The following is a 26871-nucleotide window of genomic DNA, read 5'->3' on the forward strand; positions in this document are numbered from 1 at the left end:
GTGGCGTCCGCACAGCGCGGCGAGATGGCTCCTAGACGGCGAGCGGTGTGGCCAGCGCGTTCGACAGGTAGCCCGCCGCGACGAGACGTCCGACCCGGTCGAACGTGAGCTGCCACACCGAGCCCTTCTTCGCCGCGACACCGTCCGGTTTGGTCCGGGGCAACACCACGCCACCCCGGTCGGCGAGCGTGGCCACGGCGTGCGGGATCACACCGCCCTGGCTGCACACGACCGAAGTGCCGCCCTCGACCGCCATCTCCACGATGCGGCGCACCGCCCTGTCCGGGTCTGCGGCGAAGATGCGCTCCGACAGCGCGTCGTCGTGTCCCACCTCGGTGCCGAGGTCCTCGGCGACACCCTGCACGGTCTGCACACAGCGCAGCAAAGGAGCGGACACGACCCGGTCGGGGCCGAACGCGGCCAGCACCGGTCGCAGAGCCCGCGCCTGGCGTTCCCCCGCATCACTCAGCGGCCGCAGGTCGTCGTCGCCGGTCCAGGTCTCCCGTTTGCCCGCCTTGGCGTGCCGCACGAGCAGCATCGACGTGACCTGCTGCGGCAGGGCGGCGAACCGCTCGACGACCTCGGCGTCCGAACCGTAGGTCAACAGCCCGGCCGCTACGTCCGGCGCCGCCCAGCGCAGTTCGTCGACTTCCGAGTTCGCCTCGAATACGCCCTCGCCCGCGCGCGCACTGAAGTAGTCCACCACTTTCCTGCCACGGGCGATGCGGTATTCGACGCGTTTCAGGAATGCGCGCAGGACGGCGGGGAAGCCCGTTTCCTCCTTGATCTCCCGTACCGCGGCCACGGGCGCGGTTTCACCGGGGTCGAGATGCCCTTTCGGCAGCGACCAGTCGTCGTAACGCGGCCGGTGGACGACCGCGATCTCGACACCCGGGGACCCGTTCGCGGCCGGGCGCCAGAGCACCGCCCCCGCAGCGTGGGCGACGATGTGGTCTGCGGCCTCGGTGGTAGTGCTCACCCTGTTGCTCCGTGCTTGCGTAACGTTTCGAGTTGATGGTCGCGGACTTCGGACGAATCGGCAGGGGAGGGGTGCCACTCGCCGGTCGACGTCAGGATCCAGCACCGAGTGTGCTGGTCCATCGTGGAGCTGAGGATCTCGTCCAGCTCCGCGGTCAGCCTCGGGTTGTGCACCTGCACGAGCGCTTCGATGCGGCGGTCCAGGTTGCGGTGCATCATGTCGGCGCTGCCGATCCAGTACGACTCGGCGGCACGGAAGTGGAAGATCCGCGAGTGCTCGAGGAACCGGCCGAGGATCGAGCGCACCGTGATGTTCTCGCTCAGCCCCGGTACACCGGGCTTGAGCGTGCAGATGCCGCGCACGATGACCTCGACGGGCACCCCGGCCTGCGACGCGCGGTACAGCCCGTCGACGACCTGTTCGTCGACGAGCGAGTTGCACTTGAGGCGGATGCCGGCGGCATGGCCCTGCCTCGCGAGCTCGATCTCTCTGGTGACGTGGTCGAGGATGCCGCGCCGGATACCGCTCGGTGAGGTGAGGATGTTGCGGTACGTCGCCTGGTGCGAATAGCCGGTGAGGACGTTGAACAGGTCCGTCAGGTCGGCCCCGATCGCCGGATCCGCGGTGAACAGGCCGAGATCCTCGTAGTGGCGCGCGGTCTTCGGGTTGTAGTTGCCCGTGCCGATGTGGCAGTAACGGCGGATCGTCGATCCTTCCTGCCGCACGACCAGCGCAACCTTGCAGTGCGTCTTGAGCCCGACGAGCCCGTAGACCACGTGCACGCCCGAACGCTCGAGCGTGCGTGCCCAGGTGATGTTGGCCTGCTCGTCGAAGCGCGCCTTGATCTCGACGAGCGCGACGACCTGCTTACCCGCCTCGGCGGCGTCGATGAGCGCGTCGACGATCGGTGAGTCGCCGGAGGTGCGGTACAGCGTCTGTTTGATCGCCAGCACCTTGTCGTCGGCGGCGGCCTGCTCGATGAACCGCTGCACGCTCGTGGAGAACGAGTCGTACGGGTGGTGCACCAGCACGTCGCCGTCCCGAAGGGTCGAGAACACGCTCTTGGGCGTTTCCCGTTCACCGAACGACGGTGGCGTCGCGGGGACGAACGGGCGGTCCTTGAGTTCCTGCCGGTCCAGCGGCAGCAACTGGGTCAGGCACGACAGGTCCAGCAGCCCAGGAACCTCGACGACGTCGCGCGGGTCGACCTCGAGTTCACGCAGCAGGAGTTCGAGCATGTGCTCGCTCATGTCCCGGGAGACCTCGAGGCGCACGGGCGGGCCGAACCGGCGTTGCGCGAGTTCCCGTTCGAGCGCCTGCAGCAGGTCCTCGTCCCGGTCCTCCTCGACCTCGAAGTCGGCGTTGCGGGTGACGCGGAACGCGTGGTGCTCGATGACCTCCATGCCGGAGAACAGCTCGCCCAGGTGGGCCGCGATCAGCTCCTCCAAAGGGAGGAACGTGGCGGTGCGGCTGTCCCGCTCCGGCTCGGTGCGGACCAGTCGGGGGACGTTGTTCGGCACCTTCACCCGCGCGAACCGTTCGGTGCCCTCGGCGGGATCGCGCACCGTGACGGCGAGGTTGAGCGAGAGCCCCGAGATGTACGGGAACGGGTGCGCGGGGTCGACTGCCAGCGGCGTGAGCACCGGGAAGATCTGCTCCCGGAAGTACCGCGACAGCCGCTCGTGGTCCGCCTCGTCCAAACCGGACCATGACACGATGTGGATGCCCTCGGCCGCCAGCGCCGGCCGCACCCGCTCCTCGAAGGCGGCGTTGTGCCGCCCGACGAGCTCCTGGTTGCGCTTGGCGATGTGGGAGAGCTGCTCCCGCGGCGTCAGTCCGTCCGCACTGCGTACGGACAGGCCGGTCTCGTCCCTGCGTTTCAGGCCCGCGACCCGGACCATGTAGAACTCATCCAAATTGGACGAGAAGATGGCGAGGAACTTGGTCCGCTCCAGCAGGGGCTGGGACTCGTCCTCGGCAAGCGCGAGTACCCGGGCGTTGAAGTCCTGCCACGAGAGTTCCCGGTTGAAATACCGGTTGTCCGGCAGTTCGTCCGGACTGCGGTCGGTCGCCGTCGCGGCGGGCAGCGCGGCCGGCAGAGCGTGGCCCGCGGCGTCGGCGACGTTCGCCTCCGGCGGAGGCTCGGTGGTCACCCGCCTCGCTTCCGGAGAGCTCGCAGCGGCTGGGGTGCTCTCGTCGTTGCTCACGCACGCATTGTCCACCACCACCGGGCCCGATGGGCAGGTCCGGTCGGCAGGTTTAACCCTCCCGACGGTGCGCCGCCGCCGCGACGGCACCTGCCCGTCCCAGCAGGTCGGTGGTGCCCGGGCCGAGACCGAGCGTGCGGGCGTGGCGCAGGTCGGACGCGGTGTCGACGTCGGCGCGCAGCGACGGCGCCGCGGCGGTCACCGCGACCGCTCCCGAACGCGCGTGCGCGTGGGCCGAACCGGGCCCGAAGGCGGGTGCCAGCGGCCGACCCGGTGCCGACAGCAACAGCGTGGTGCCGGTTCCGTGCCGGTCGGCGACGTAGGCCCGGCGGCCGTCGGCCTCGGCGAGTGCCGCCACGAGATCGGAACTGCGCAGCGCCGGGAGGTCGGCCTGCAACGCCCCGACGACATCGCCCGTCCCGCGTGTGCCACTCGTCCCGCCCGCGCAGCCCGACCCCGGCCGCCCGGTGGTGAGGGTGGCGCGGACGAGCCGTTCGGCCGTGAGCAGGGCGGTGTTCAGATCCCGTGCGCCGCGGTCGTCGATCACATCGGCACCCAGATCGGCCAGCGATGCGAGCCCGTCGACGTCACGTGTGACGACCACCACGCGGCCGACGCCGGGCGTATCGAGGGCCGCCGACACCGTGTCCCTGGCCAGTGCGAGCACCAGCGACGTGTGCATCTCGGCGCCCCTCATCGCACCGTCACCGGGAGAACCAGGCGAAACGGGCGAGGCGAGTGCTCCGCGGAGCCGGGATTTGCCGACGTGCGGCGGCTTCATCGGCACGAGGAGTGTGACGGTCACATCGGTCATCTTCGCGCATCTCTCGTGGTCCGGCGCCTGTGGGAGGATCGACCGCCGTAGCGTGGAAGTGTGCGAGGAGGAGTCTTGGCGGATCGCGAGAAGGGCGGCTTCTGGGTCGGCGCCGCGGCGGCGTTGTTCTACCCGTTGGCGTACCTGAGCAGGCGGGAGTACCGGAACTTCGAAGGCATTCCCCGGACCGGTCCCGTGCTGCTGGTGATGAACCACGTGTCACACCTGGATCCGGCCGTCGATGCGGTGTTCGTGCACCAGGCCAAACGGGTGCCGCGGTTCCTCGCCAAGGCGAGCCTCGTGCGCGTCCCGATCTTCGGCAAGATCATGACCGGCGCCGGCTCGATTCCGGTCGCCCGCGGCACGAGCTCGGCGGGCGACAGCCTCAAGGCGGCACACCAGGCGCTGGAGGACGGCAAGGTCATCGTGATCTACCCCGAGGGCACGATCACGAAGGACCCCGAGTTCTGGCCGAAGCACTCGCAGACGGGCGTCGCGCGGTTGGCGCTGGCCAACGACGTACCGGTCATCCCGTGTGCGCGCTGGGGCACGCAGGAGGTCCTCAACGGCTATACGAAGAAATTCCGCCCGCTGCCGCGCAAGACCGTGACCCACGTGGTGGGGGAGCCGGTGGATCTGAGCGCCTATCGCGACAAGTCCCCGACGCCCGACGTGCTGCGCGAGGTCACCGACCTGCTCATGGCGGAGGTCACCACGCTGCTGGCCGACATTCGTGGTGAGGAGCCGCCCGCGAAGGCCGGCCGCGATGCCTGAACACCCGGGACGCCCCGACGGCGCAGGACCGGCGCGGCAGCGGGCCGTGCGGACGGTGACGGTGCTCGGTTCGGGTTCGTGGGGCACGACGTTCGCGAAGATCCTGGCCGACGCGGGCACCGACGTCACGATGTGGGCGCGCAGGCCCGAGGTGGCTGCCGAGATCGCCGAGCAGCACACGAACTCCGGGTACCTGCCCGGTGTGGTGCTGCCGGGCAACCTCACCGCGACGTCGGACGCCGCCGCGGCACTCGACGGCCCCGACGCCGTCGTGCTCGCCGTGCCCAGTCAGAGTCTGCGCGCCAACCTCGGCCGCTGGCGGGAGCTGCTGCCGGCCGACACGATCCTCGTGAGCCTGGCGAAAGGCGTCGAGCTGGGCACGCTCAAGCGCATGAGCGAGGTCATCGGTGAGATCGCCGGTGTCGCCGAGGACTCCGTCGTCGTCGTGGCGGGGCCGAACCTGGCCAAGGAGATCGCCGCGGGCCAGCCCGCGGCGGGCGTGTTCGCGTGCGGCGACCACGATCGCGCGGTCGCCGTGCAGGAGGCGGCGTTCACGTCGTACTTCCGGCCGTACACCAACACCGATGTCGTCGGCAGCGAACTCGCGGGCGCCTGCAAGAACGTCGTAGCGCTCTCGTGCGGTATCGCGGCCGGACTCGGCTTCGGCGCCAACACCGTCGCGACGCTCATCACCCGCGGGCTGGCCGAGACGGCGCGACTGGGCGCGAAACTGGGCGCCGACCCGATGACCTTCGCGGGCCTGGCGGGCGTCGGCGACATGGTGGCCACGTGTTCCTCGCCGTTGTCGCGGAACCGCACGTTCGGCGAGCGCATCGGCCGCGGCGAGACCATCGAGCAGGCGCAGGAGGCCGTGGGCGGCCAGGTCGCCGAGGGTGTCATGTCGTGCCGCTCGATCCGTGACCTGGCCCACCGTGCCGGTGTCGACATGCCGATCACGGACGCGATGTACCGCGTGTGCCACGAGGGCATCGACCCCGTGACCGTCGGCGCCGAACTCCTCGGACGGGAGCAGAAGCCCGAGCGCATGTGAGCGTCCGCGACGGCTGGGCACCGGCGCCGGTGCGTGGCCGGTGTGCCGACCCGGTGCACCGGCCACCGCGGGTGTCGCACGTCGCACCCGAGGTTTCATTCCGTGGAATCGGCTTGACGCTCCACGGCAGGGCTGGTTCTCTTGCAGATGTGCTGACGCAGAACGTATCCGCGCCACGGCGACCGCTCATCGGTCGCCGCGGTACGTGCTGCGCGCCTTGTTGTCGCTGTTGCCGGTGACCTCCGAGTCCGCACCGCAACCGCTCGACGTCTCTTCGACGATTCCCTCTCGACAGCAAGGATTCCTGCACGCCCATGTTCGCCGTTCCCGAGAACACCGTCGCCCTGCCCGAATCGGCCGCCCGCGCCGCACGGCACCCCGTCCGTGTCGCCCGCGACTACGCGCTCGACCGTGACCGGTGGCGCACGATGTTGCGCTATGACCCGGACGAGCGGTTCGCTGCGCTGATCGATCGCGCAGGCGACGACGAGGTGTGGTTGCTGAGCTGGCTGCCTGGCCAGTTCACCGGCGTGCACGACCACGGCTTCGCCACCGGAGCGTTCACCGTGGTGTCCGGCACGCTCATCGAAACCGTCAGGCGCAGGCCCGCCGGTGAGTACGCGGGAACCGGCGCGGCCGGGCAGGCGGCCGCCGAGGTGCACACACTCGGCCAGGGCCAGTCCCGCGTGTTCGGTCCCGGGTACGTGCACGAGGTCCGCAACGACGGTCCGGATCCGGCCATCAGTGTGCACGTCTACCGCGCCGAGGGACGCACCGTCCGGCCGGTCCACGTCGACCCGTTCGCCGGAATCGTGTCCGAACCCGGCTGACTCACCCCTTCCTCGCGTGTCCTGCACTCCTGCACGCGTGTCCTGCACTCGGTCGGCCGAGTTCTGCATCCGGACAACCGGGATTCGAATTCGGACGGCCGTGCCAGGGCGCGCTGTGGGCAGCGCCAGGCCGGCGGGTGGCCGCCTCGACGTGTGAACGACGTCGAATGCAGGACGCGCGGGGCGCAGTCGCGCGACAGCGCGGCGTTGAGGGGCGGTGGTCGGGTGACGGGCGAGTGCAGAACACGCGGTACTGAGTGCAGGACACGCGGTCAGTGGTCGGCGGTTCGTTCGGCGACGTGCGGCGGGACCGGCAGGTCGTCCGGGACGTACGCCGCGGCCCGAGGCGGGTCGAACACGGTGCGGACGTCGATCACGCCCGCCCACACGTCGTCGCGATCGTCGTCCACGGGCTGTTCGCTCGGATCGCCGCCGCGGATCTTCACCGAGGCCTCGGTCAGGTCGAGGGCGAGCACCGCGACGCCGGCCAGTTCCTTGGCGTCCGGGGTGCGGGCGTAATCCCATGAACCGGGTGCGAGGTGCTCGCTGATCACGCGAAGGGCGTGCTCGCGTTCGGCGTCATCGGTCACCGCGCGGGAGCGGCCGTGCACGACGGCGCAGCGGTAGTTCATCGAGTGGTTGTTCAGCGAGCGCGCGTAGACGATGCCGTCGACAATCGTGACCGTGACGCAGACGTCCACGCCGCGGGCGGCGGTGCGCACGTTGCCGGACCCGGTGGAGCCGTGCAGGTAGAGCGTGTCGCCGTCGCGGCCGTACCCGGTCGGGATGCACAGCGGGGAGTCGCCGGAGACGAGTGCGAGGTGGCAGATCAGACCGGCGTCGAGCACGGCGTGCAACTCCGCGCGGTCGGTGGCGGCCCGTTGCTGTTTGCGGGTCACTGTGCTGCGGGCGGTGGCGGACAGCGGCGGGGACGTCGTCATGGGCCTGACGATGGTCGACACAGTGGCATGGTGGAATGTCCACAGTCAGGCAAGTTCAGGAGTCCACTTTGAAGGGGACGGTGTGACCCACGCCGAGGCGACGCCGACACGTGAAACGGCGCTGCCGGTAACGCTGGACAGAGAATCGCACGTGCCACTGGCCGTGCAGCTCGCCGATGCGCTCCGCGAATCGGCCTCGTCGGGACATCTGCGCGGCGGTGACCGCCTGCCGTCCACCCGCGCGCTGGCTGGCAGGCTCGGCGTCAGCCGGACCGTCACGGCCGCCGCTTACGAACAGCTGCACGCCGAGGGCTGGATCGTCGGCAAACACGGTTCCGGCACGTACGTCACGACGTCACCGCCGAGCGCCCGTCCCGAACACCGTTCCGCGGCCGCGCGGGACGAGCTGCCGCCGGGCAGGCTCGCCCTGCTGCCCGGGGTGCCGTGGGCGGAAGGCCTGGACCGGTCGGCGTGGCGGCGCGCGTGGCGGGCGGCGTCGGACACTCCTCCCGCTGTGTACCTGTCCAGGACCGGGCTGGGGGAGTACCGCGAGGTGATCTCCGAACACCTGCTGCGGCACCGCGGACTCGACGCGGGTACCGAGTCGGTACTGGCCACCGGGGGTACGACGGCCGCGGTCATCGAACTCGCGGCGGCCGTGCTGGCCCCCGGCGATCTCGTCGCCGTCGAAGAACCGGGGTATCAGCGCGCGGTGCAGGCGTTCTCCCGCGCGGGTATGCGCGTCGCGGGTGTGCCGGTGGACGAGGAGGGACTGCGCACCGACCGCATCCCGCCGGGAGCGCGGGTCGTGTACTGCTCGCCGGCGCACCAGTACCCGATGGGCTGCCGGATGAGCGCCTCCCGTCGTGTCGAGCTCGCCGAGCTGGCCAGAGATCGGGATTTCCTCGTCGTGGAGGACGACTACGACGGGGAGCTGCGCTACGACGTCGCCCCGCTGCCGTTGCTGGCCTCGCTCGCCCCGGACGTCGTCGTGCACCTGGGCACCACGAGCAAGATCCTCACACCCACGTTGGGTGCGGGCTGGATGGTCGCGCCGCCCTCGGTGACGCGGGCCGTGCTCGAACACCGCGACCTGACCGGCACGCGCCCGTCGCCCGCGGGCCAGCACGTGGTCGTCGAACTCGCCCGGCACGGCGACCTGGGCAGGCACCTGCGCAGGCTGCGGCGGGAGCTGTCGGACCGCCGGTCGATCCTCGTCGACGCGTTCGCCACCGCGGGCGTGCCCGTGCTCGGGGACGACGCGGGCGCGCACCTCGTGGTGCCGCTGCCGTCGGCGGAGGACGAACGGGAGCGGATCGCGGCGGGGAAGCGCCGCGGCGTGCTGCTCGACGGTCTCGCCCGGCACTTCGCGACCGCCCCGACGGCACACGGCGTACTGGTCGGTTACGCCGGGTGCTCGCGGTCCGAGCTCGCCGAATGCGTGCCGACGCTCGTTGACCTGACCCGGATGCGGCACCGGTAGGGTGACCGGTCATGAGTAGCCGCAAGACGCGCGTGGCCGTGGTGTTCGGCGGCCGCAGCAGTGAGCACACGATTTCCTGCGTGTCCGCAGGCTGCGTGCTGGACAATCTCGACCCCGAACGGTTCGAGGTCGTGCCCGTCGGCATCACCCCGGCGGGTGGCTGGGTACTGGGCACCGACGACCCCAAGGCCCTCGAGATCCGCGGTCGTGAACTGCCGACGGTCGACGACGGCCGCGCGCTCGTGCTCGCGGGCGACCCGACGAGCAAGAGCGTCGTCAGCCTCGAACCCGGCAGGGAGGCCGAGGTGCTGTCCGAGGTGGACGTCGTGTTCCCCGTGCTGCACGGCGCTTTCGGCGAGGACGGCACGATCCAGGGGTTGCTGGAGATGGCCGACATCCCCTACGTCGGTGCGGGCGTGCTCGCCAGCGCGGCGGCGATGGACAAGGAGTTCGCGAAGAAGCTGCTCGTCGCGGAGGGGCTTCCCGTCGGCTCGTACGCGACGGTCCGCCGTGGACAGTCCACCCTCGACGAGTCCGAGCGTGAACGCCTGGGGCTGCCGGTGTTCGTCAAGCCGGCACGGGCGGGTTCGTCGGTCGGCATCACGCGCGTGACCGACTGGGCCCGGCTCGACGACGCGATCGCGTTCGCACGTGAGACCGACCCGAAGGTGCTCATCGAGGCGGGCGTCACGGGCCGCGAGGTCGAGTGCGGCGTGCTCGAATTCCCCGACGGCCGCGTCGAGGCGTCGCTGCCCGCGGAGATCCGGGTGCTGGCCGACGACGCCGACGCCTGGTACGACTTCGAGACCAAGTATCTCGGCGAGGACGCCGAACTCGACATTCCCGCCAAACTCGGCGACGACGTGATCGAACGTCTGCGTGCGTGCGCAGTCGAAGCGTTCCGCGCGCTGGACTGCCAGGGACTGGCCCGGGTCGACTTCTTCGTCACCGCCGAGGGTGACCTCGTCATCAACGAGGTCAACACGATGCCGGGGTTCACCACGACGTCGGCCTACCCGAAGATGTGGGCCGTCACCGGCGTCGATTACCCGACACTGCTGTCCACTTTGGTCGACACGGCGATCGCTCGCGGCACCGGCCTGCGCTGAGCCGGTCCGCCGCAGGTGCCGCGGCTGCGTGCGGCCCTGGGACGCGGCGGATCGTCAGAAGGTGGGCGAGACCTGCTTCATCGTCTCGTCGGCCAGGTCCGACATCCGCTGCAGCGGGCCGGTCCCCGTTCCCTCGGGAACGGTGAGCGCGAGGAAGACGGGCCGGTCGACGACGTACCACGTGGCGCTCGGGCTCGTGTCGTCCGGCACGTGCAGCCACTGCACCCCGTTGATCTGACGCAGCGAGGACGTGCGCTTCAGCTCCGGCGGCCGGTCGAGACCGCAGCGCAGTACCACCGGACTGTCGCGCCCCCAGGCCGCGGTCGCAGGCGGTGCCGGATCGGCCAGTTCACGTCGCTGCAACCGTTCGCCCGACGACGTCAGCTGGTCGGGCACGGCCTCCAGCATGCGGCGGCACGCGTCGCTGCCCGATTCCGGCGCGGGAATCGACACGAGCGGCAGCGGTCCGGCCGGGCCCGTGGCGTCGGCCTGCGCGCCACCTGCGGGGCCGGTTTCGCCGTCCCCGCCGAACAGACCGAGTGCCCCGACCCCCGCCACCAGTGCCACGCCGAGGACGGCCGCCGCGACGAGCAGTTTCCGCGGCGGCGCCCCGCTATCAACTGGCCCGCTATCAACTGGCCCGCTATCAACTGCCCCGGTATCGGTGGCTCCGGTATCGGCAGCGGTGCCGGACGCCGTCGGTTCCGGCTCTGGCTTCGGCTCTCGCTCCGGCTCCGAGGTCGTGCCGGACGTGTCCGCCGAGTCGGCCGCGCCGGCCGACTCGTCCGGCCCGGCGGATTCACCGGGGCCGTCGGGTCGGCGTGCGCGGTCGGGCGTGTCGGAGCTGTCGGTCATGCGGTCGTCTCGGTCCTCGGCGTCGGTCGGTCACGGCAACGGGCCCGCGGGCGGTTCGTGCCGCGGGCGGGGCCCGTCACTGCGGCAGGTGCACCACCGGGCAGGTCAGGGTGCGGGTGATGCCGTCGACGTTCTGCACGTTGGCGACGACGAGCTGGCCGAGGTCGTCGACGTTGTCGGCCTCCGCGCGGACGATGACGTCGTACGGGCCGGTCACGTCCTCGGAGCTGGCCACTCCGGGCAGTTCGGCGATCGCGGCGGCCACCGACGCGGCCTTGCCGACCTCGGTCTGGATGAGGATGTATGCGTGCACCACGGCGCGTCCCTCCGTCCGTTTCGGCCCCCGTGGGCCCAAGATAGGTAACGTCGCTGCAAGGTACCGCAGGTGGGGCACCGGAGGTGTTGTGTGGAGGGCAGGGACAGCGGCAGAGGCAGGAACGCCGGAACGGGGGAGGGCACTGGTGGCACGGTCGCCGATGTCGGCGAGTTCGGGCTGATCCGCGACGTCACCGGCAGGCAGCAGCCGCCCGCGGGCACGGTCGTCGGACCCGGCGACGACGCGGCGGTGGTGGCGGCACCGGACGGGCGTGTGGTGATCAGCACGGACGTCCTCGTGCAAGGGGTGCACTTCCGCCTCGACTGGTCCAGTCCCGAGCAGGTGGGGCACAAGGCGGCCGCGGTGAACCTGGCCGACATCGCCGCGATGGGGGCGAGGCCGACGTCGCTGGTGGTCGGTTTCGGCTGCCCGGCGGACACCGACGTCGCCGTCGCGACCGGCATCTCCGACGGTCTCACGGCGCAGGCCGCGCGAGTGGGCGCAGGCATCGTGGGCGGCGACGTAGTGCGGTCCGACCAGCTGGTGGTCAGCGTCACCGCGCTCGGCGACCTGGGCGGGCGCGCACCGGTGACGCGGTCGGGCGCCCGCCCGGGCCACATCGTCGCCGTGTGCGGCAGGCTCGGCTGGGCCGCCGCCGGGCTCGCGGTGCTCGGCCGCGGATTCCGGTCGCCGGTCGGGGTGGTGAACGCCCAGCGCGCTCCCGAACCGCCCTACACCGCGGGCCCCGCGGCGGCCGATGCGGGCGCCACGGCGATGATCGACGTCTCCGACGGGCTCCTCGCCGATCTCGGGCACCTCGCCGAGGAGTCCGACGTCGGCATCGACCTCGCCACCGATTCGCTCGAGGTCGACCGCAAACTCGTCGACGTGGCGAACGCGCTCGGGGCGGATCCGATGCGGTGGGTGCTCACAGGTGGGGAGGATCACGCCCTCGTGGCGACGTTCCCCTCGTTCGTCGACCTTCCGCAGGGCTGGCGGCAGATCGGCACCGTGCTGATGCCCGACACGGGCGTCACGGTCGACGGCAAGCCCTACGACGGCGATATCGGCTGGGAACACTGGCGCTGAATCGGGTTACATGGACGGCGTGGACATTCATGTGCTCGCCTTCGACCACCCCGACTCGACCAAGTTGATCGACCTCGTGCAGCAGGAGTACGTCAGCCGTTACGGCGATCCCGACGTCACACCCGTCGACCCGGCGGAGTTCGCGCCGCCGCAGGGGATCTTCCTCGTCGGCTACCGCGACGACGCGCCCGTCGCCTGTGGTGGCTGGCGCGCCCACACCGCCGACGACGGTTCGCTGCGCGCGGGCGATGCCGAGATCAAGCGCATGTTCGTCGTCGACGGCGAGCGTGGGCGCGGCCACGCGCGCGTGATGCTCGCCGCGCTCGAACGCACCGCCGCCGAACACGGGTGCGGGCGCATCGTCCTCGAGACCGGGCACAAACAGCCCGAGGCCATCGCGTTGTACCGTTCGTCGGGCTACCACGAGATCGAGAAGTTCGGCGTGTACGCCCAGGATTCGCTCAGTGTCTGCATGGCGAAGGAACTGGAGTAGCGGGATGGCGATCTACGCGCTCGGCGATCTCGAACCCGACATCCATCCCGACGCGTGGGTCCATCCGGACGCGACGCTGATCGGTGACGTGCGCATCGGCCCCGAGGCGTCGATCTGGCCGCAGACCGTGCTGCGCGCGGACAACGACCGCATCGAGGTAGGCGCGCGGTCCAACATCCAGGACGGCTGCATCGTCCACGTCGCCAAGGGGCAGCCGACGATCCTCGGGCCAGCGTCGGCGATCGGGCACAACGTCCACGTCGAAGGCGCGACCATCGGAACGGGCTGTCTGCTCGCGTCCGGCTCCGTGGTCCTCAACGGAACGGTCGTCGAGGACGGCGGCGTGGTCGGCGCGGGCGCCGTGGTGTCGTACCGCGGGCACGTGCCGTGGGGCCACATCGCGCTCGGCGTGCCCGCCAGGACGCGGGAGAACACCTCGCTGGGCGCCGACGCGATCGCGCGCATCGTCGACGGCTACGTCGAGCGGGCGAAACGGTACCGGGCGGAACTGCGCAGGCTCGACTGACCGTTGCGCACGCTCGCCTGACTGTGAGGGCGGTCCCACCGGCGCGCTAGAGTCCGGGCCGTGACTTCCACGGGTACTTCCGGACATGCGCTGGCCGACGTCGTCGAGGCGGGCTGGGCCGAGGCGCTCGAACCGGTCGCGGACACCATCGGAGCGATGGGGGAGTTCCTGCGCGCCGAGATCGCCGCGGGACGGACCTACCTGCCCTCGGGCGAACACATCCTCCGGGCGTTCCAGCAACCGCTCGCCGACGTGCGCGTGCTGATCGTCGGCCAGGACCCCTATCCGACGCCGGGACACCCGATCGGCCTGTGCTTCGCCGTGGCGCCGGACGTGCGGCCGCTGCCGAAGAGCCTCGTCAACATCTACAAGGAGTACTGCGAGGACCTCGGGCATCCGATGCCGTCCAACGGCGACCTGACGCCGTGGACCCGGCAGGGTGTGCTGCTGCTGAACCGGTCGCTCACGGTGCAGCCCGGCAAGCCCAACTCGCATCAGGGCAAAGGTTGGGAGCAGGTCACCGAGCAGGCCATCCGCGCGCTCGCCGCCCGTGATCAGCCGCTCGTGGCGATTCTGTGGGGCAGCAATGCGCGCAAACTCAAGCCGCTCATCGGGGCCGAGCGGTGCGTCGAGTCCGTGCACCCGAGCCCGCTGTCGGCGCACAACGGTTTCTTCGGGTCGAGGCCGTTCAGTCGCGCCAACGAGCTCCTCCAGGCCCAGGGCGCCGACCCGCTCGACTGGCGCCTCCCGTAACCGCCTCCCGCGTGTCCTGCACTCAGCCCCGCGTGTCCTGCGTTCGGGCACGCGTGTTGCGGATTCCGGGGCGCGTGTTGCGGGTTCCGGGGGCCGTGTTGCGGATTCCGGGGGCCGTATTGCGCCCGCAGGTGCCGCACCACCGGCCCGGCGGTGCGGCACGACGCCCGTCGGAGCGGTGTCGGTGCATCGGCGGCCCGGGCCGCACCTCCCAGCGCGACGGCCTCAGCCGGTGCCTGCGGCGCGGCGTCGGTGGGCGGCGACCTTGTGCCGGTTGAGGCAGGTCGTCGAGCAGAACCGGCGTCGGCCCGCGGGTGAGGAGTCGGCGTAGACGTCGACGCAGTTCGCGCCCCGGCAGGTGCCGAGCCGGTCCGGCTCGTGCCGCAGCAGCCACGCCAACACGGCCGCGGCGAGGGCGGCGACCAGGACGTCTCCGGGGTCGTCGACGGCCCACCGCAGCCCGTCGGCCGTCGCCACCGGTACCGGCCGCAGGGACAGCAGCAGGTCGTTGAGGTGCTCGTGGGTGGCTGTGCCCGCGGCGAACAGCGGATGGATCGCGTTGGCTGCGGCGACGAGGCCGTCGATGTCCGGCAGTGGTGCGGTCCAGGTCAGCAGCTCCGCTGCGTCGGGGTGGGGGGTGTGTTGCTGGCCCGCGGCCTCGCGGGCCGCGTCGGCGAACTCGTTCACGAACGCCACCACGTCGCGCATCTCGAGTACGGGAACATCCGGCATCTCACCACGCTAACCCGTTATGTCATTCCATGTGGTTACGCGTCCGTGTAACCTGATCAATCATGGTTTCTGGTTACATCGACGTCGGGGTGCTGCCCGCGTTCCTGGCAGCGGTCGTCGTGCTGATGGTCGTGCCGGGGCCCGACATGGCGTTCATGGTCGCCACCGGCCTGCGCGACGGCCGACGCGCGGCGGCGCGGGCGGCGTTCGGCATCACCGCGGGCGTCAGCGTGTACGTCGTGCTGACGGCCCTCGGCCTCGGTGCGCTCCTCGCCGCGATGCCGCAGGTCGGCGACGTGATCCGACTGTGCGGAGCCGCGTACCTCGGCTACCTGGCGTGGACGAGTTGGCGCAGTGCCGGCGCGCCGGTCGCGGTCGACGCCGCACCGCAGCCGCGGGCGTTCCGGCGCGGCTTCCTGGTGAACCTGTCGAACCCGAAGATCCTGCTCTTCTTCACCGCGTTCCTGCCGCAGTTCCTGGGGGATGCCGCCGCGAATCCGGCGTTGCAGCTGCTCCTGCTCGGTCTCCTGCTGCAGGTGATCGGCCTGGCCGTCGACCTCGCCACCGGCCAGCTCGCGGGCGCCGTTCGGGACCGGCTACTCGACAGTCCGCGGGTGCGCACGGTGTTCGAACGGCTCGCCGCGACGGTCTACGGAGCGTTGGCCGCCGCGCTGGTTGCCGACTCGCTCCGTTGACGACGCCGGTCTCGAGCGCAGGCGCTCGAGACCGCATCCAGGCTCGTGGCGCACTCCTCGGGTGGCGATGGGGACACCTGGGCCCAACACGGCCCCCTCAAGTCGCAACACGGTCCCCGGAATCCGCAACACGGGCCCCTGGGGTCGCAACACGATCCCCGGAATCCGCAACACGGTTCCGCGGTGCAGGACATGCGCGAGGGGTACGCACACAGCACGGGGCCCCGGGGGTCGAACGATCCCCGGGGCCCCGAGAGCTTCGGATTCTGAGGCGTCAGCCCCGAACGACCTTGCCGGCCTTCAGGCAGGAAGTGCACACGTTCATACGCTTCTTCTGGGAAAGCCCGAGCTTCGCGTGCACGGTCTGGATGTTCGGGTTCCACCGGCGGTTGGTCTTCCGGTGAGAGTGCGAGACCGACTTGCCGAAGCCCGGCCCCTTGCCACAGACGTCGCACACGGCAGCCACGTCGAACACTCCTCGAGAAAGTAGGTAAACACAATCCGCCCGGGAATGCCGGGCATCTCGAACAGGGTAGCCGGTACGCTCTCCGCGGCTCCATCCGGGTCGATACGCTCGCATCGAACCCACATTGTCCCTGCAGGAGGAACAAGCGGTGCACTCCCTGGACGCTGCGGCTGTGCGTGCGTGGGCGGCCGCCTGCGTACGGAGCCTGGAGGAGCTGCGCGCCGACATCAACGGCATCAACGTCTACCCGGTCGCGGACTCCGACACCGGTTCCAACCTGCTGCACACCGTCACGGCCGCCCGCAGCGCGCTGGCGGAACGTCCCGAGGTGGCACACGCGGGCGAGGCGCTACGGGTGCTGGCCGAAGGCGCGGTCGCGGCGGCGCGCGGCAACTCCGGGGTGATCCTGTCGCAGGTCCTGCGCGGGTTCGCCGAGTCGGCGGGCGCGGCCGCGACGCTCGACGGCCGGGGCCTCGCCGTCGCCCTGAGGCACGCCGATGCGCGCGCCACCGGCGCGGTCGCACGACCCGTGGCGGGGACGATGCTCAGCGTGCTGCACGCGGTCGGCATCGCCGTCGAACCGGACGGAGGCAACCTCACCGACGGAACCGGCGCCGACGAGGACAACACCGACCGAAACAGCGCCGAGCCGCACGGCACCCACGGCGACGGCACCCACCCGCACGCCGGCAACGGCGCTGGCAGGGGCAACGGTGTCACGGCGGATGGCGCCGTCACGCTCGAGGCGGTGACGCGCACGGCCGCGCGGACCGCGGCCGAGGCGCTGGCGGAAACCCCGCGCCAGCTGGCCGCGCTGGCGGCTGCCGGGGTGGTCGATGCCGGCGGCCGCGGCCTGGTGGCTGTGCTCGACGCTCTGGCGGCCGTCGTCGCGGGTGAGGCCGCCGTCACGTCGGACCGCGCGGTGTCAGTCACGTCGGCGCTGCCGGCGCCGCAGGCGTGGGAGGTGATGTACCTGCTCTCCGACCTCGACCCCGACACCGAGGACGCCGCGCTCGCCGCGTTGCGGCGCGACCTGGCCGAACTGGGCGACAGCGTCACGGTCGCGGGAGACGGGGCGGGAAACCACGCCGTGCACGTCCACTGCGACGACATCGGTGCGGCGCTCGAAGCCGGGCTGCGGCGCGGCAGGCCCCATCGGGTGCGGGTCGAACCGCTCATGACGCCGGCTCCACCGGAGAGCACCGCCGCCGATCGTGCCGTCGTCGCCGTGCTCCGCGGGGACGGGGTGGCCGAACTGGTCGGAGCGGAAGGCGTGCCGGTGCTGCCGGTGCCGGCGGGTGCCGAGCCGACGACGGAGGAGCTGCTCGGCCTCATCGGAGAGGTGGCGGCGGAACACGTGACGGTCGTGCCCGGCGGGGTGGACCTGACCGCGGTCGCCGAACGTGCGGCAGGGCATCCCGTGCTGGCCGAACGTGACGTGGTCGTCGTGCCGTGCGCCTCGCCCGCGCAGGCGCTGGCCGCGCTGGCGGTGCACGATCCGGAACGCAGGGCGGGCGCCGACGTCGTCGCGATGGCCGAGGCGGCCGCCGCGACCCGGCGCGGCGACATCGTGATCGCGGGCGAGGACGCGCTCACGTGGGTCGGCCAGGTGCGTGCCGGTGACGTGCTGGGGCTGGTCGACGGCGAGGTCGTGCTGACCGGCCAGTCCGCCGATGTCACGAAGGCGGCCGTCGACGTGCTGGAGCGGATGCTGGCGGTCGGCGGGGAACTGGTCACGGTCCTGACCGGCGCCGGCTCGCCGCCCGGTGTCGAGGACGTGCTGTCGGAGCATCTGCGCGTCGGCCATCCGGAGGTCGAACTGGTGTGCTACTACGGTGGGCAGTCTGATGCGGTGCTGCTGATGGGCGTCGAGTGAATCGGCGGTGCCGAGTGCTGGTCGGAGGCAGAGCGCCGGCACGGACGTGTGGGAACAGGGCGACGCGGACAGGCGAGTGACATGACGACGATGGCCGACAGGCTTTCCGGTGTGCTGGGTGCCAAGACGGCGAAGGCGCTCGCCGCCTCGCTCGATCTGCACACGGTCGTCGATCTGCTGCGGCACTACCCGCGCAAATATGCGCGCCGCGGCGAGCTCACCGACATCGTCGGTCTCGAACTCGGCGAGTACGCCACGGTGCTGGCGCGGATCGAATCGACCAAGCGGCGTCCCATGAAGAATCGCAGGGGGCAGATCCTCGAGGTCGTGCTCACCGACGGCAGTCGCCGCATGTCGTGCGCCTTCTTCGGTCAGGAATGGCGGGAGAAGGAACTGCGGCCGGGCCGGAGCGGACTGTTCGCGGGCAAGGTGTCGGCGTTCCGCAGCAATCTGCAACTGTCCAATCCGGAGTACGAACTGTTCGACGATGCCGACGACGGATCGTCCGCAGTGGACAGTTTCGTCAAGCAGATCATCCCCGTGTACCCCGCGGCGGCCGGGATCACGTCGTGGGCGGTCTCGCGGGCCGTGCGGCAGGTGCTCGACACGCTCGACCCGGTCGACGACCCGCTGCCGGAGGTGTTGCGGGCCGAACACGGCCTCACCGACCTCGACACGGCGTTGCGCGGGATCCACCGCCCGGAGAGCCAGGAGGAGCTCGACGTCGCGCGGGAGCGGCTCAAATGGGACGAGGCGCTGTCGATCCAGCTGATCTTCGCGCAGCGCAGACTGGCCGAGGTGAGCGATCCGGCGCGCGCCTGTCCGCGGGTCGACGGCGGTATCGCGGCGGCCTTCGACGAGCGCCTCCCGTTCGAGCTCACCGAGGGCCAGCGGGAGGTCGGGGAGGTCGTCGCAGCCGACCTGGCGACGGCGCATCCGATGAACCGGTTGCTGCAGGGCGAGGTCGGCAGTGGCAAGACGATCGTGGCGCTGCGGGCGATGTTGCAGGTCATCGATGCGGGCAGGCAGGCGGCGATGCTGGCGCCGACGGAGGTGCTGGCCGCCCAGCACGCACGGTCGCTGCGGGAACTGCTCGGCGACCTCGGCACGGCCGGTGAACTGGGTGCGGCCGACCATGCGACGAAGGTAACGCTGCTCACCGGGTCGATGAGCGCGAAAGAACGTAAACGGGCGCTGCTCGAAGCGGCCTCGGGCGAGGCGGGCATCGTCGTCGGCACGCACGCGCTGATCCAGGACCACGTGACGTTCGCGGATCTCGCGCTGGCTGTCGTCGACGAGCAGCACCGCTTCGGTGTCGAACAGCGGGACGCGCTGCGCACCCGCGGCGCCGACGGCACCAGCCCGCACGTGCTCGTCATGACGGCGACACCGATCCCGCGGACCGTGGCGATGACCGTCTACGGCGATCTGGAGACCTCGGCGCTGCGCCAACTGCCGTCGGGCCGGTCGCCGATCGCCACGACGGTGGTGCCGGTGGCGGAGAAGCCGTCGTGGCTGGACCGTGCGTGGCAGCGGATCGCCGAGGAGGTCGGCAAGGGCAGGCAGGCGTACGTCGTCTGCCCGCGGATCGGTGACGAACCGCCGGGTGACACGGGTGATCGACGCCCGCCGCTCGCCGTGCTCGACCTGGTGCCGATGCTGGAGGAGGGTCCGCTGCACGGCCTGCGGATCGGGGTGCTGCACGGCAGGCAGCCGACGGAGGACAAGGACGCGGTGATGCGCGCGTTCGCCGCAGGGGACCTCGACGTGCTCGTCGCGACGACGGTCGTCGAGGTCGGCGTCAACGTGCCGAACGCGACCGTCATGGTGATCATGGACGCGGAGCGGTTCGGCGTGAGCCAGCTGCACCAGCTGCGCGGGCGCGTCGGCCGGGGTTCCGAGCCGGGACTGTGCCTGCTCGTGACGGAGGTGCCGGACGGCACCAGCACGAGGCAGCGGCTGGGTGCGGTGGAGTCGACGACCGACGGCTTCGAGCTGTCGAAACTGGATCTCGAGCTGCGCAGGGAGGGCGACATCCTCGGTGCGGCCCAGTCCGGGACGAAGTCGGCGCTCAAACTGCTGTCGCTGCTGGACGACGAGGACGTGATCGCGCGGGCACGCAGCGTCGCGCAGGAGGTCGTGGGCGCCGACCCGGAACTCACAGGCAGCCCCGGCCTCGCCGGCATGGTCGCCGAGGTCATCGACTCCGAACGGGCCGAATACCTGGAGAAGTCCTAGCCTCACCCCGGCACCGACGCCCCCGGACGTTCCCGACCCGTGGGAAGGAGCTCCCACGAGACGGGAGGTAGCGGGTAACGTGCCCCGCGACCGATCCGAGGGACGGAAGGACCGGGAATGTTCCGCAAAGTACTCGTCGCCAACCGGGGCGAGATCGCCATCCGTGCGTTCCGCGCGGCCTATGAACTGGGCGCGGGAACCGTGGCCGTGTTTCCACGCGAGGACCGCAACTCGCTGCACCGACTGAAGGCCGACGAGGCCTACGAGATCGGCGAACCGGGACATCCGGTGCGGGCCTACCTGTCCGTGGACGAGGTCGTCCGCGCCGCGCAGCGCGCCGGGGCGGACGCCGTGTACCCAGGGTATGGCTTCTTGTCCGAGAACCCCGACCTCGCGCGCGCGTGCGAGGAAGCGGGCATCACGTTCGTCGGACCCGACGCCGAGACCCTCGAACTGACCGGCAACAAGGCCCGCGCCGTCGCGGCCGCGCGCGAGGCCGGGGTGCCGGTGCTCGGCTCGTCGGCCCCGTCGGCCGACGTCGACGAACTGGTCGCCGCCGCCGACCAGTTGACGTTCCCGGTGTTCGTCAAGGCCGTCGCCGGCGGTGGCGGGCGCGGTATGCGGCGGGTCGAGGACCCGGCGCACCTGCGGGAGGCCATCGAGGCGGCCTCCCGCGAAGCCGAGTCCGCGTTCGGCGATGCGACGGTGTTCCTCGAACAGGCCGTCGTAGAGCCGCGGCACATCGAGGTCCAGATCCTCGCCGACGGCCAGGGTGACGTCATCCACCTCTACGAACGCGACTGTTCGGTGCAGCGCAGGCACCAGAAGGTCGTCGAGTTGGCGCCTGCCCCGAACCTCGCCCCTGATCTGCGTGAGCGGATCTGCGCCGACGCCGTGAAGCTCGCCCGGCAGATGGGCTACCGCAACGCGGGCACCGTCGAGTTCCTCGTCGACCGCAGCGGCAACCACGTCTTCATCGAGATGAACCCGCGTATCCAGGTCGAGCACACGGTGACCGAGGAGGTCACCGACGTCGACCTGGTGCAGTCGCAGCTGCGCATCGCCTCCGGGGCGAGCCTGCCGGACCTCGGGCTGTCGCAGGAGTCGATCTACCTGCGCGGCGCGGCGATGCAGTGCCGAATCACGACCGAGGACCCTGCCAACGGCTTCCGCCCCGACACCGGGATGATCAGCGCCTACCGGTCCCCGGGTGGGTCGGGCATCCGCCTGGACGGCGGCACCGCGTTCTCGGGCACGGAGATCAGCGCGCACTTCGACTCGATGCTGGTCAAGCTCACCTGCCGCGGGCGGACGTTCGACACCGCGGTGGGCCGGGCCAGGCGTGCGCTCGCCGAGTTCCGTATCCGCGGTGTCGCGACGAACATCCCGTTCCTGCAGGCCGTGCTCGACGATGCCGACTTCCAGGCAGGGCGGGTCACCACGGCCTTCATCGAGGAGCGGCCGCACCTGCTCACCGCACGGCACTCGGCGGACCGCGGCACCCGGCTGCTGACCTACCTCGCCGACGTGACGGTCAACAAGCCGAACGGCGAGCGGCCGCGGCTGGTCGACCCGGAGGAGAAGATCCCTGCCGTGCCGGCCGGAGCGCCGCCCGCGGGGTCGAAGCAGAAGCTCACCGAGCTCGGCCCCGAGGGATTCGCGCAGTGGATGCGCACCTCCGGCACGGTCGGTGTCACCGACACGACGTTCCGCGACGCCCACCAGTCGCTGCTGGCCACGCGCGTGCGCACGAAGGATCTGACGGCCATCGCGCCCACCGTGGCCCACACGCTGCCGCAACTGCTGTCGGTGGAGTGCTGGGGTGGCGCGACCTACGACGTCGCCCTGCGGTTCCTCGCCGAGGACCCGTGGGAGCGCCTCGCGCTGCTGCGGGAGGCGATGCCGAACGTGTGCCTGCAGATGCTGTTGCGCGGGCGCAACACCGTCGGCTACACGCCGTACCCCACCGAGGTCACCGACGCGTTCGTCGAAGAGGCCACGGCGACGGGCATCGACATCTTCCGCATCTTCGACGCCCTCAACGACGTCTCGCAGATGCGGCCCGCCATCGATGCCGTGCGGGCGACCGGCAAGTCGGTGGCCGAGGTGGCGCTGTGCTACACGTCGGATCTGTCCGACCCGGGCGAGAAACTGTACACACTGGACTACTACCTGCGGTTGGCGGAGCAGATCGTCGAGGCGGGCGCACACGTCCTGGCGATCAAGGACATGGCGGGCCTGCTGCGCGCCCCGGCCGCGGAGAAGCTCGTCACGGCGCTGCGCCGGGAGTTCGACCTTCCCGTGCACATCCACACGCACGACACGGCGGGAGGCCAGCTCGCCACGTACCTGGCCGCGATCCGGGCGGGAGCCGATGCCGTGGACGGGGCGGTCGCGTCGATGGCGGGCACGACGTCACAGCCCTCGCTGTCGGCCATCGTCGCCGCGACGGATCACTCCGACCGGCCGACCGGGCTGGACCTGCGCGCGGTCGGCGACCTCGAGCCGTACTGGGAGACGGTGCGGAAGATCTACGCCCCGTTCGAGGCGGGACTCGCCTCGCCGACGGGCCGCGTCTACGACCACGAGATCCCCGGCGGTCAGCTGTCCAACCTCCGCACGCAGGCCAAGGCGCTCGGGCTGGGCGACCGCTTCGAAGAGGTCGAGGCGATGTACGCTGCGGCCGACCGAATGCTCGGCCACATCGTGAAGGTCACGCCGTCGTCCAAGGTGGTCGGTGACCTGGCGCTGCACCTCGTGGGTGCGGGCGTCGCGCCGGCCGAGTTCGAGGCCGAGCCCGGCAAGTTCGACATCCCCGACTCGGTCGTCGGCTTCCTGCGCGGCGAGCTGGGTGACCCGCCCGGCGGTTGGCCGGAGCCGTTCCGCACGAAGGCCCTTCAGGGCCGGGCAGAGGTCAAGCCCGAGTCGACGTTGTCCGAAGAGGACAAGAAGGCGCTCGATACGGATCGGCGGGCCACCCTGAACCGGCTGCTGTTCGCGGGCCCCACCAGGGAGTTCGACGCCCATCGCCATGCCTATGGCGACACGAGCGTGCTGCCGAGCAAGGACTTCTTCTACGGCCTGCGGCCCGCGGAGGAGTACACGGTGGACCTCGAGCCGGGAGTGCGGCTGTTCATCGCGCTCGAGGCGATCGGCGAGGCCGACGAACGCGGCATGCGCACCGTGATGTCCACACTGAACGGTCAGATGCGGCCGATCCCGGTGCGCGACCGGTCCGTGGCCACCGACGTGCCTGCGGCGGAGAAGGCCGACAGCCGCGATCCGAACCAGGTCGCGGCGCCGTTCGCGGGTGTCGTCACGCTGCAGGTGGGTGAGGGCGACGCCATCGAGGCGGGCGACACGGTGGCGACCATCGAGGCGATGAAGATGGAGGCCGCCATCACCGCCCACACGGGTGGCACGGTGCGGCGGCTCGCCATCAACGCGGTGCAGCAGGTCGAAGGTGGTGACCTGCTGATCGTTCTCGAGTGACCGCTCACCGGTGCGTCACGCGAGCGCGGCGAGGGTGTCGTCGAGCTCGGTGACGCACCGGTGACGGCGGTCGCCTGCGGGCTGCAGCAGTCCGCGGGACTCGGCGTCGTACATCTCCGCCAGTTCGGCGGCGAGCGTGGGCGGCACGCCCGCGTCGACGAGCGTCGGCTCCCACGCCTCGCGGGGCAGCAGAGCGACGTCGAGCGGCTTTCCGAGAACGGTCCCGAGCTTCTCGGCCACCTGCCGTTCCGTGTACTCGGGCCCGTCGAGGTGCACGATCTCGCTCGCGGCGGGCGGGTCGACCAGTGCCGCGGCGGCGAGCTCCCCGATGTCACGGGTCGCCACCATGGTGGTGGGAACGTCCGCTGAGTCGCCGAACACGGGGTGGATCCCGGCTTCGGTCGCGGCGCCGAGCGTCGCCTCCACCTTCTCCTGGAAGTGCGGTGACCGCACCGCGGTGACGACGGCACCGGTCTTGTCGAGCATCCGCTCGAGATGGTGGAGCCAGCGGATCGGGCCCGTACCGGTTTCGTGCTGGGCGCCCCAGGACGACAGCGCGACGACGTGGCCGACGCCGCTGTCGCGGACGGCGGTGGCGATGGTGTCGGCCACGTGCCGGTGCTTGGTGTCGGAACCGCTCGGGAGCGGGGGGGGACGAGGACGAACGCGCCGTCGCAACCCCGGAACGCGGCGGCCAGGGCGGTCGGGTCGGTGAGGTCGGCGACGGCGTCGGCGGCGCCCGCCTTGGCGGGGTCGCGGACGACGCGCCGGACGGGCAGGTCGCGGGCGTGCAGCTCGCGAACGGCTGCTCCGCCGACGTGTCCGGTGGCTCCGGTGATGGCGTACATGGTGGTCTCCGATCGGTCGTCGGGCTCGTGTGCTGACGATGTCCACGGTCGTCGCGTCGAGCGAGACGTTCCATGCTCGAACCGCTCGCTTTCATGTCGGATCGTCTACGCTGGCCGGTATGGATGCCCTGGCGGATCTGCTGGCGGGAGTCAGGGCACGGTCGGCCGCCTTCTGCCGGAGCGTGCTCGAACCGCCGTGGGCGCTGCGGATCGCCGACGGAGCGCGGCTCGCACTCGTGACGGTGACGCGCGGCCACGCCTGGCTCGTGCCCGACGAGGACCGCGAGCCCGAGGTGGGAGGCGAACCCGGGGTCGTGCGGCCCCTGCGGATCGACGAGGGGCAGGTCGCGGTCATCAAAGGTCCCGCGCCACACATCGTGGCCGACGAGGTGGACACGCCGCCGTCGGTCGTCGTCGGCCCCGGCAATCGGCTGACCACAGTGGACGGAGCCGATCTCACGGAGGAGTTCCGGCGGACATGGGCCGGCCGGGAGTCGCCGGATTCCTCCGTGCTCGTCACGGGCACCTACAGCGTCACCGGCGACGTCGGCGCCCGGCTGCTGGCCGCGCTGCCGGACGCGGCTCTGGTGCGGGCCGCCGACATCGCCTCCCCGGTGCTCGACCTGCTGATCGCCGAGCTCGACGATCCCGGGCCCGGGCAGCAGGCCGTCCTCGACCGGCTGCTCGACCTCGCCCTCGTCGAGACCGTGCGGACGTGGCTGGGCGGGCAACGCGGCGACGCCCCCGGCTGGTTCCGTGCGCAGGGTGACCCCGTGGTGGGTGAGGCGCTCCGGCTGATCCACGACGAACCGGGTGCACCGTGGACGGTCGCCGCGCTGGCCGCCCGTACCGGCGTGTCCCGGGCGGCGTTCGCCCGCCGGTTCGCCGTGCTGGTGGGCACCCCGCCCATGTCGTACCTCGCGGACTGGCGCATGACCGTGGCCGCTGATCTGTTGCGTGGCACCGACGACACGGCCGACACGATCGCCCGCACGGTGGGGTATGCGAACGCCTTCGCCTTCAGTGCCGCGTTCAAACGGCACCGCGGGGTCTCGCCGCGTGCGCACCGCATCGGTGACCGGTGAACTCGGCGTACCGGTCACCCGTGGGCGGCGCTGTAGGCTGTGCTCGTGGAGATCCGGGCGATACCGCAGTGGCAAGGAGCGCTCGCCGCCGAGGCCGCGCAGTCGCTCCCCGCCGGGTGCCGCGCCCTCGCAGCCCTTGCCGGAGACGTCCTCGGTGTGGATGTCGCTGATGGTCAGGTGCGTGAGGTGCCCGTGGTTGCGGACGCCACGGCCACTGTGGACGGTGTCGGGCACCGGCACGCGCTGGTGCGCAACCGGGATGCCGTGTTGGCGGCGCTGGGACCCGGTGGGCCGGTACTGACCGTCGGCGGGGACTGCGGCGTCGACCTGGTCCCGGTCGGGTTCGCACGCCGGCGCCACGGACCGGAGTTGACTGTGGCGTGGTTCGACGCGCATGCGGACTGCAACACCACGGCGAGCAGCCCGTCCGGTGCCTTCCACGGCATGGTGCTGGGGGCCCTGTGCGGCCGGGTCGGCGGCGCCCCGGTGCCCGGCGCTCCGGCCGCCGCCGTCGACCGGGACTTCGACGCCAGTCCGGCCGTCGAACCGGGGCGTGCCGTGCTGATCGGCACTCGGGTGTTCGACCCGGAGGAACGCCGCGTCGTGGCGGGCGGGATCGTGCGGCACGTGCCGCCGCCCGCCGACCCCGCCGCGGTGCACGACGCCGTGGCGGAAGGGCCCGTATATCTTCATGTCGACCTGGACGTCCTCGATCCGTCCGCGTTCGACGGCACGCGCTATCGCGAACCGGGTGGCCTCACGATCGACGGGCTCGTGGCGGCCATCGACGCCGCGTCGTCGCAGGGCCGGGTCGTCGGCGCCTCGCTGACCGAGTGCGCGACCACCGACCAGGCGTCGCTGCGGCGGCTGGTGCCCGTCGTCGACGCCCTCGGCAGGGCCCTGGAATCCGGCCACTGACATGGACAGCGCACGGCCGCAGTGACCACCCCGCCGCAGTGACCGCACGGCCGCAGTGACGGCCCGGCCGCCGTGACGGGAGCGCACCGCCACCGGATCCGCCGCCTCCCGCTCCGGTTGGCGTGGAAGCTGCCGCGGCTGCGTGCTGCGACGGTGGTGCGGGCCCCGGATCCGCCGGACCCGCCGGTCGTACTGGGCTGCTCGGGTGAGTGCCGTGGTTTCTCCGCCTGCGCCGGTCTTCCGCCTCGCCGTGTCGTGTGGTGTGCTCGCTCCGTCCCTCCAATGACTGTGGGGAAGGGAG

General features: G+C 71.3%; 24 protein-coding genes and 1 pseudogene. 15 read left to right on the forward strand and 10 right to left on the reverse strand.

Features of this window, described 5'->3' with window-relative positions; all coding sequences use genetic code 11:
• Positions 1–31: 31 nt before the first annotated feature.
• The 3 genes from LY12_RS01650 to LY12_RS01660 are packed head-to-tail and all read right to left on the reverse strand — an operon-like array spanning position 32 to position 4000.
• Complete coding sequence (locus tag LY12_RS01650; protein ID WP_253852862.1) at positions 32–979, reverse strand: NUDIX hydrolase; 948 nt, start codon at positions 977–979, stop codon at positions 32–34.
• Positions 976–3186: an RNA degradosome polyphosphate kinase gene (locus LY12_RS01655; protein ID WP_372493417.1), complete on the reverse strand. Its 2211-nt coding sequence runs from the start codon at positions 3184–3186 to the stop codon at positions 976–978. Before LY12_RS01655 ends, LY12_RS01650 begins: the two co-directional genes overlap by 4 nt.
• Before the next feature lie 52 nt (positions 3187–3238).
• Positions 3239–4000 carry a CofC family guanylyltransferase gene (locus LY12_RS01660; protein WP_301301741.1) on the reverse strand — a complete coding sequence of 254 codons (762 nt, stop codon included), beginning with the start codon at positions 3998–4000 and terminating at the stop codon, positions 3239–3241.
• 75 nt (positions 4001–4075) lie between these two features.
• On the opposite strand from LY12_RS01660, the gene LY12_RS01665 reads away from it, so the two are divergent.
• The 3 genes from LY12_RS01665 to LY12_RS01675 all read left to right on the forward strand — a co-directional run bounded on the left by LY12_RS01665 (position 4076) and on the right by LY12_RS01675 (position 6655).
• Positions 4076–4774 carry a lysophospholipid acyltransferase family protein gene (locus LY12_RS01665; protein WP_253852866.1) on the forward strand — a complete coding sequence of 233 codons (699 nt, stop codon included), beginning with the start codon at positions 4076–4078 and terminating at the stop codon, positions 4772–4774.
• The gene (locus LY12_RS01670) at positions 4767–5825 is read left to right on the forward strand and encodes an NAD(P)H-dependent glycerol-3-phosphate dehydrogenase (protein ID WP_253852868.1); all 1059 of its coding nucleotides are present in this window, start codon (positions 4767–4769) and stop codon (positions 5823–5825) included. The genes LY12_RS01665 and LY12_RS01670 overlap by 8 nt, the downstream gene beginning before the upstream one ends.
• A gap of 314 nt (positions 5826–6139) precedes the next feature.
• Positions 6140–6655, forward strand: a complete 516-nt coding sequence (locus LY12_RS01675) for a cysteine dioxygenase (protein WP_253852870.1) — start codon at positions 6140–6142, stop codon at positions 6653–6655.
• A 272-nt stretch (positions 6656–6927) separates the two neighbouring features.
• Here LY12_RS01675 and LY12_RS01680 read toward each other — a convergent pair whose 3' ends face one another.
• A complete protein-coding gene (locus tag LY12_RS01680; RefSeq protein ID WP_253852872.1) occupies positions 6928–7596 on the reverse strand; it encodes a pyridoxamine 5'-phosphate oxidase family protein in 669 nt (222 codons plus the stop codon).
• 82 nt (positions 7597–7678) lie between these two features.
• Here LY12_RS01680 and pdxR point away from each other — a divergent pair, with 82 nt between their 5' ends.
• Positions 7679–9079, forward strand: coding sequence for a MocR-like pyridoxine biosynthesis transcription factor PdxR (gene pdxR, locus LY12_RS01685; protein ID WP_253852874.1), 1401 nt, complete (start codon positions 7679–7681; stop codon positions 9077–9079).
• A gap of 11 nt (positions 9080–9090) precedes the next feature.
• The gene (locus tag LY12_RS01690; protein ID WP_253852876.1) at positions 9091–10188 is read left to right on the forward strand and encodes a D-alanine--D-alanine ligase family protein; all 1098 of its coding nucleotides are present in this window, start codon (positions 9091–9093) and stop codon (positions 10186–10188) included.
• Between the two features lie 54 nt (positions 10189–10242).
• On the opposite strand, the gene LY12_RS01695 is transcribed toward LY12_RS01690, so the two are convergent.
• Positions 10243–11043, reverse strand: coding sequence for a DUF3515 domain-containing protein (locus LY12_RS01695; protein ID WP_372493419.1), 801 nt, complete (start codon positions 11041–11043; stop codon positions 10243–10245).
• Positions 11044–11119: 76 nt separating this feature from the next.
• On the reverse strand, positions 11120–11359 hold the full coding sequence (locus LY12_RS01700) for an Lrp/AsnC ligand binding domain-containing protein (protein WP_183778557.1): 240 nt from the start codon (positions 11357–11359) through the stop codon (positions 11120–11122).
• Between the two features lie 90 nt (positions 11360–11449).
• Between LY12_RS01700 and LY12_RS01705 the strand changes: the two genes are divergently transcribed.
• The 4 genes from LY12_RS01705 to LY12_RS01720 all read left to right on the forward strand — a co-directional run bounded on the left by LY12_RS01705 (position 11450) and on the right by LY12_RS01720 (position 14220).
• Positions 11450–12448, forward strand: a complete 999-nt coding sequence (locus LY12_RS01705; RefSeq protein ID WP_253852878.1) for a thiamine-phosphate kinase — start codon at positions 11450–11452, stop codon at positions 12446–12448.
• A gap of 10 nt (positions 12449–12458) precedes the next feature.
• Complete coding sequence (locus LY12_RS01710) at positions 12459–12941, forward strand: GNAT family N-acetyltransferase (protein WP_301301743.1); 483 nt, start codon at positions 12459–12461, stop codon at positions 12939–12941.
• 4 nt (positions 12942–12945) lie between these two features.
• Positions 12946–13467 carry a gamma carbonic anhydrase family protein gene (locus LY12_RS01715; RefSeq protein WP_253852880.1) on the forward strand — a complete coding sequence of 174 codons (522 nt, stop codon included), beginning with the start codon at positions 12946–12948 and terminating at the stop codon, positions 13465–13467.
• A gap of 90 nt (positions 13468–13557) precedes the next feature.
• On the forward strand, positions 13558–14220 hold the full coding sequence (locus LY12_RS01720) for a uracil-DNA glycosylase (protein WP_253854803.1): 663 nt from the start codon (positions 13558–13560) through the stop codon (positions 14218–14220).
• Positions 14221–14445: 225 nt separating this feature from the next.
• On the opposite strand, the gene LY12_RS01725 is transcribed toward LY12_RS01720, so the two are convergent.
• Complete coding sequence (locus LY12_RS01725; protein WP_253852881.1) at positions 14446–14952, reverse strand: CGNR zinc finger domain-containing protein; 507 nt, start codon at positions 14950–14952, stop codon at positions 14446–14448.
• 62 nt (positions 14953–15014) lie between these two features.
• Between LY12_RS01725 and LY12_RS01730 the strand changes: the two genes are divergently transcribed.
• Positions 15015–15647 (forward strand): LysE family translocator, encoded by a 633-nt coding sequence (locus LY12_RS01730; RefSeq protein ID WP_253852882.1) that lies wholly within the window; start codon positions 15015–15017, stop codon positions 15645–15647.
• 274 nt (positions 15648–15921) lie between these two features.
• Here LY12_RS01730 and rpmB read toward each other — a convergent pair whose 3' ends face one another.
• Complete coding sequence (rpmB, locus tag LY12_RS01735) at positions 15922–16113, reverse strand: 50S ribosomal protein L28 (RefSeq protein ID WP_075846683.1); 192 nt, start codon at positions 16111–16113, stop codon at positions 15922–15924.
• 148 nt (positions 16114–16261) lie between these two features.
• Here rpmB and LY12_RS01740 point away from each other — a divergent pair, with 148 nt between their 5' ends.
• The 3 genes from LY12_RS01740 (at position 16262) to LY12_RS01750 (ending at position 23719) form a co-directional block, all read left to right on the forward strand.
• A complete protein-coding gene (locus LY12_RS01740) occupies positions 16262–17989 on the forward strand; it encodes a DAK2 domain-containing protein (protein ID WP_253852884.1) in 1728 nt (575 codons plus the stop codon).
• Between the two features lie 81 nt (positions 17990–18070).
• Positions 18071–20227 carry an ATP-dependent DNA helicase RecG gene (gene recG, locus LY12_RS01745; RefSeq protein WP_253852886.1) on the forward strand — a complete coding sequence of 719 codons (2157 nt, stop codon included), beginning with the start codon at positions 18071–18073 and terminating at the stop codon, positions 20225–20227.
• A gap of 117 nt (positions 20228–20344) precedes the next feature.
• Positions 20345–23719, forward strand: coding sequence for a pyruvate carboxylase (locus LY12_RS01750; RefSeq protein WP_253852889.1), 3375 nt, complete (start codon positions 20345–20347; stop codon positions 23717–23719).
• 15 nt (positions 23720–23734) lie between these two features.
• Here LY12_RS01750 and LY12_RS01755 read toward each other — a convergent pair whose 3' ends face one another.
• Both LY12_RS01755 and LY12_RS26205 read right to left on the reverse strand, forming a co-directional pair.
• Complete coding sequence (locus LY12_RS01755; protein ID WP_253852891.1) at positions 23735–24331, reverse strand: Rossmann-fold NAD(P)-binding domain-containing protein; 597 nt, start codon at positions 24329–24331, stop codon at positions 23735–23737.
• A 59-nt stretch (positions 24332–24390) separates the two neighbouring features.
• A pseudogene (locus LY12_RS26205) lies at positions 24391–24567 on the reverse strand (NAD(P)H-binding protein); the annotation flags it as partial.
• A gap of 119 nt (positions 24568–24686) precedes the next feature.
• Between LY12_RS26205 and LY12_RS01760 the strand changes: the two are divergent.
• Positions 24687–25652: an AraC family transcriptional regulator gene (locus LY12_RS01760; protein WP_253852894.1), complete on the forward strand. Its 966-nt coding sequence runs from the start codon at positions 24687–24689 to the stop codon at positions 25650–25652.
• A gap of 45 nt (positions 25653–25697) precedes the next feature.
• Positions 25698–26570 carry an arginase family protein gene (locus LY12_RS01765; protein ID WP_253852896.1) on the forward strand — a complete coding sequence of 291 codons (873 nt, stop codon included), beginning with the start codon at positions 25698–25700 and terminating at the stop codon, positions 26568–26570.
• The last annotated feature ends 301 nt before the right edge of the window (positions 26571–26871 follow it).

Origin of the sequence: Prauserella alba, from assembly GCF_024171735.1 — a bacterium.
Lineage (GTDB): Bacteria > Actinomycetota > Actinomycetes > Mycobacteriales > Pseudonocardiaceae > Prauserella > Prauserella alba.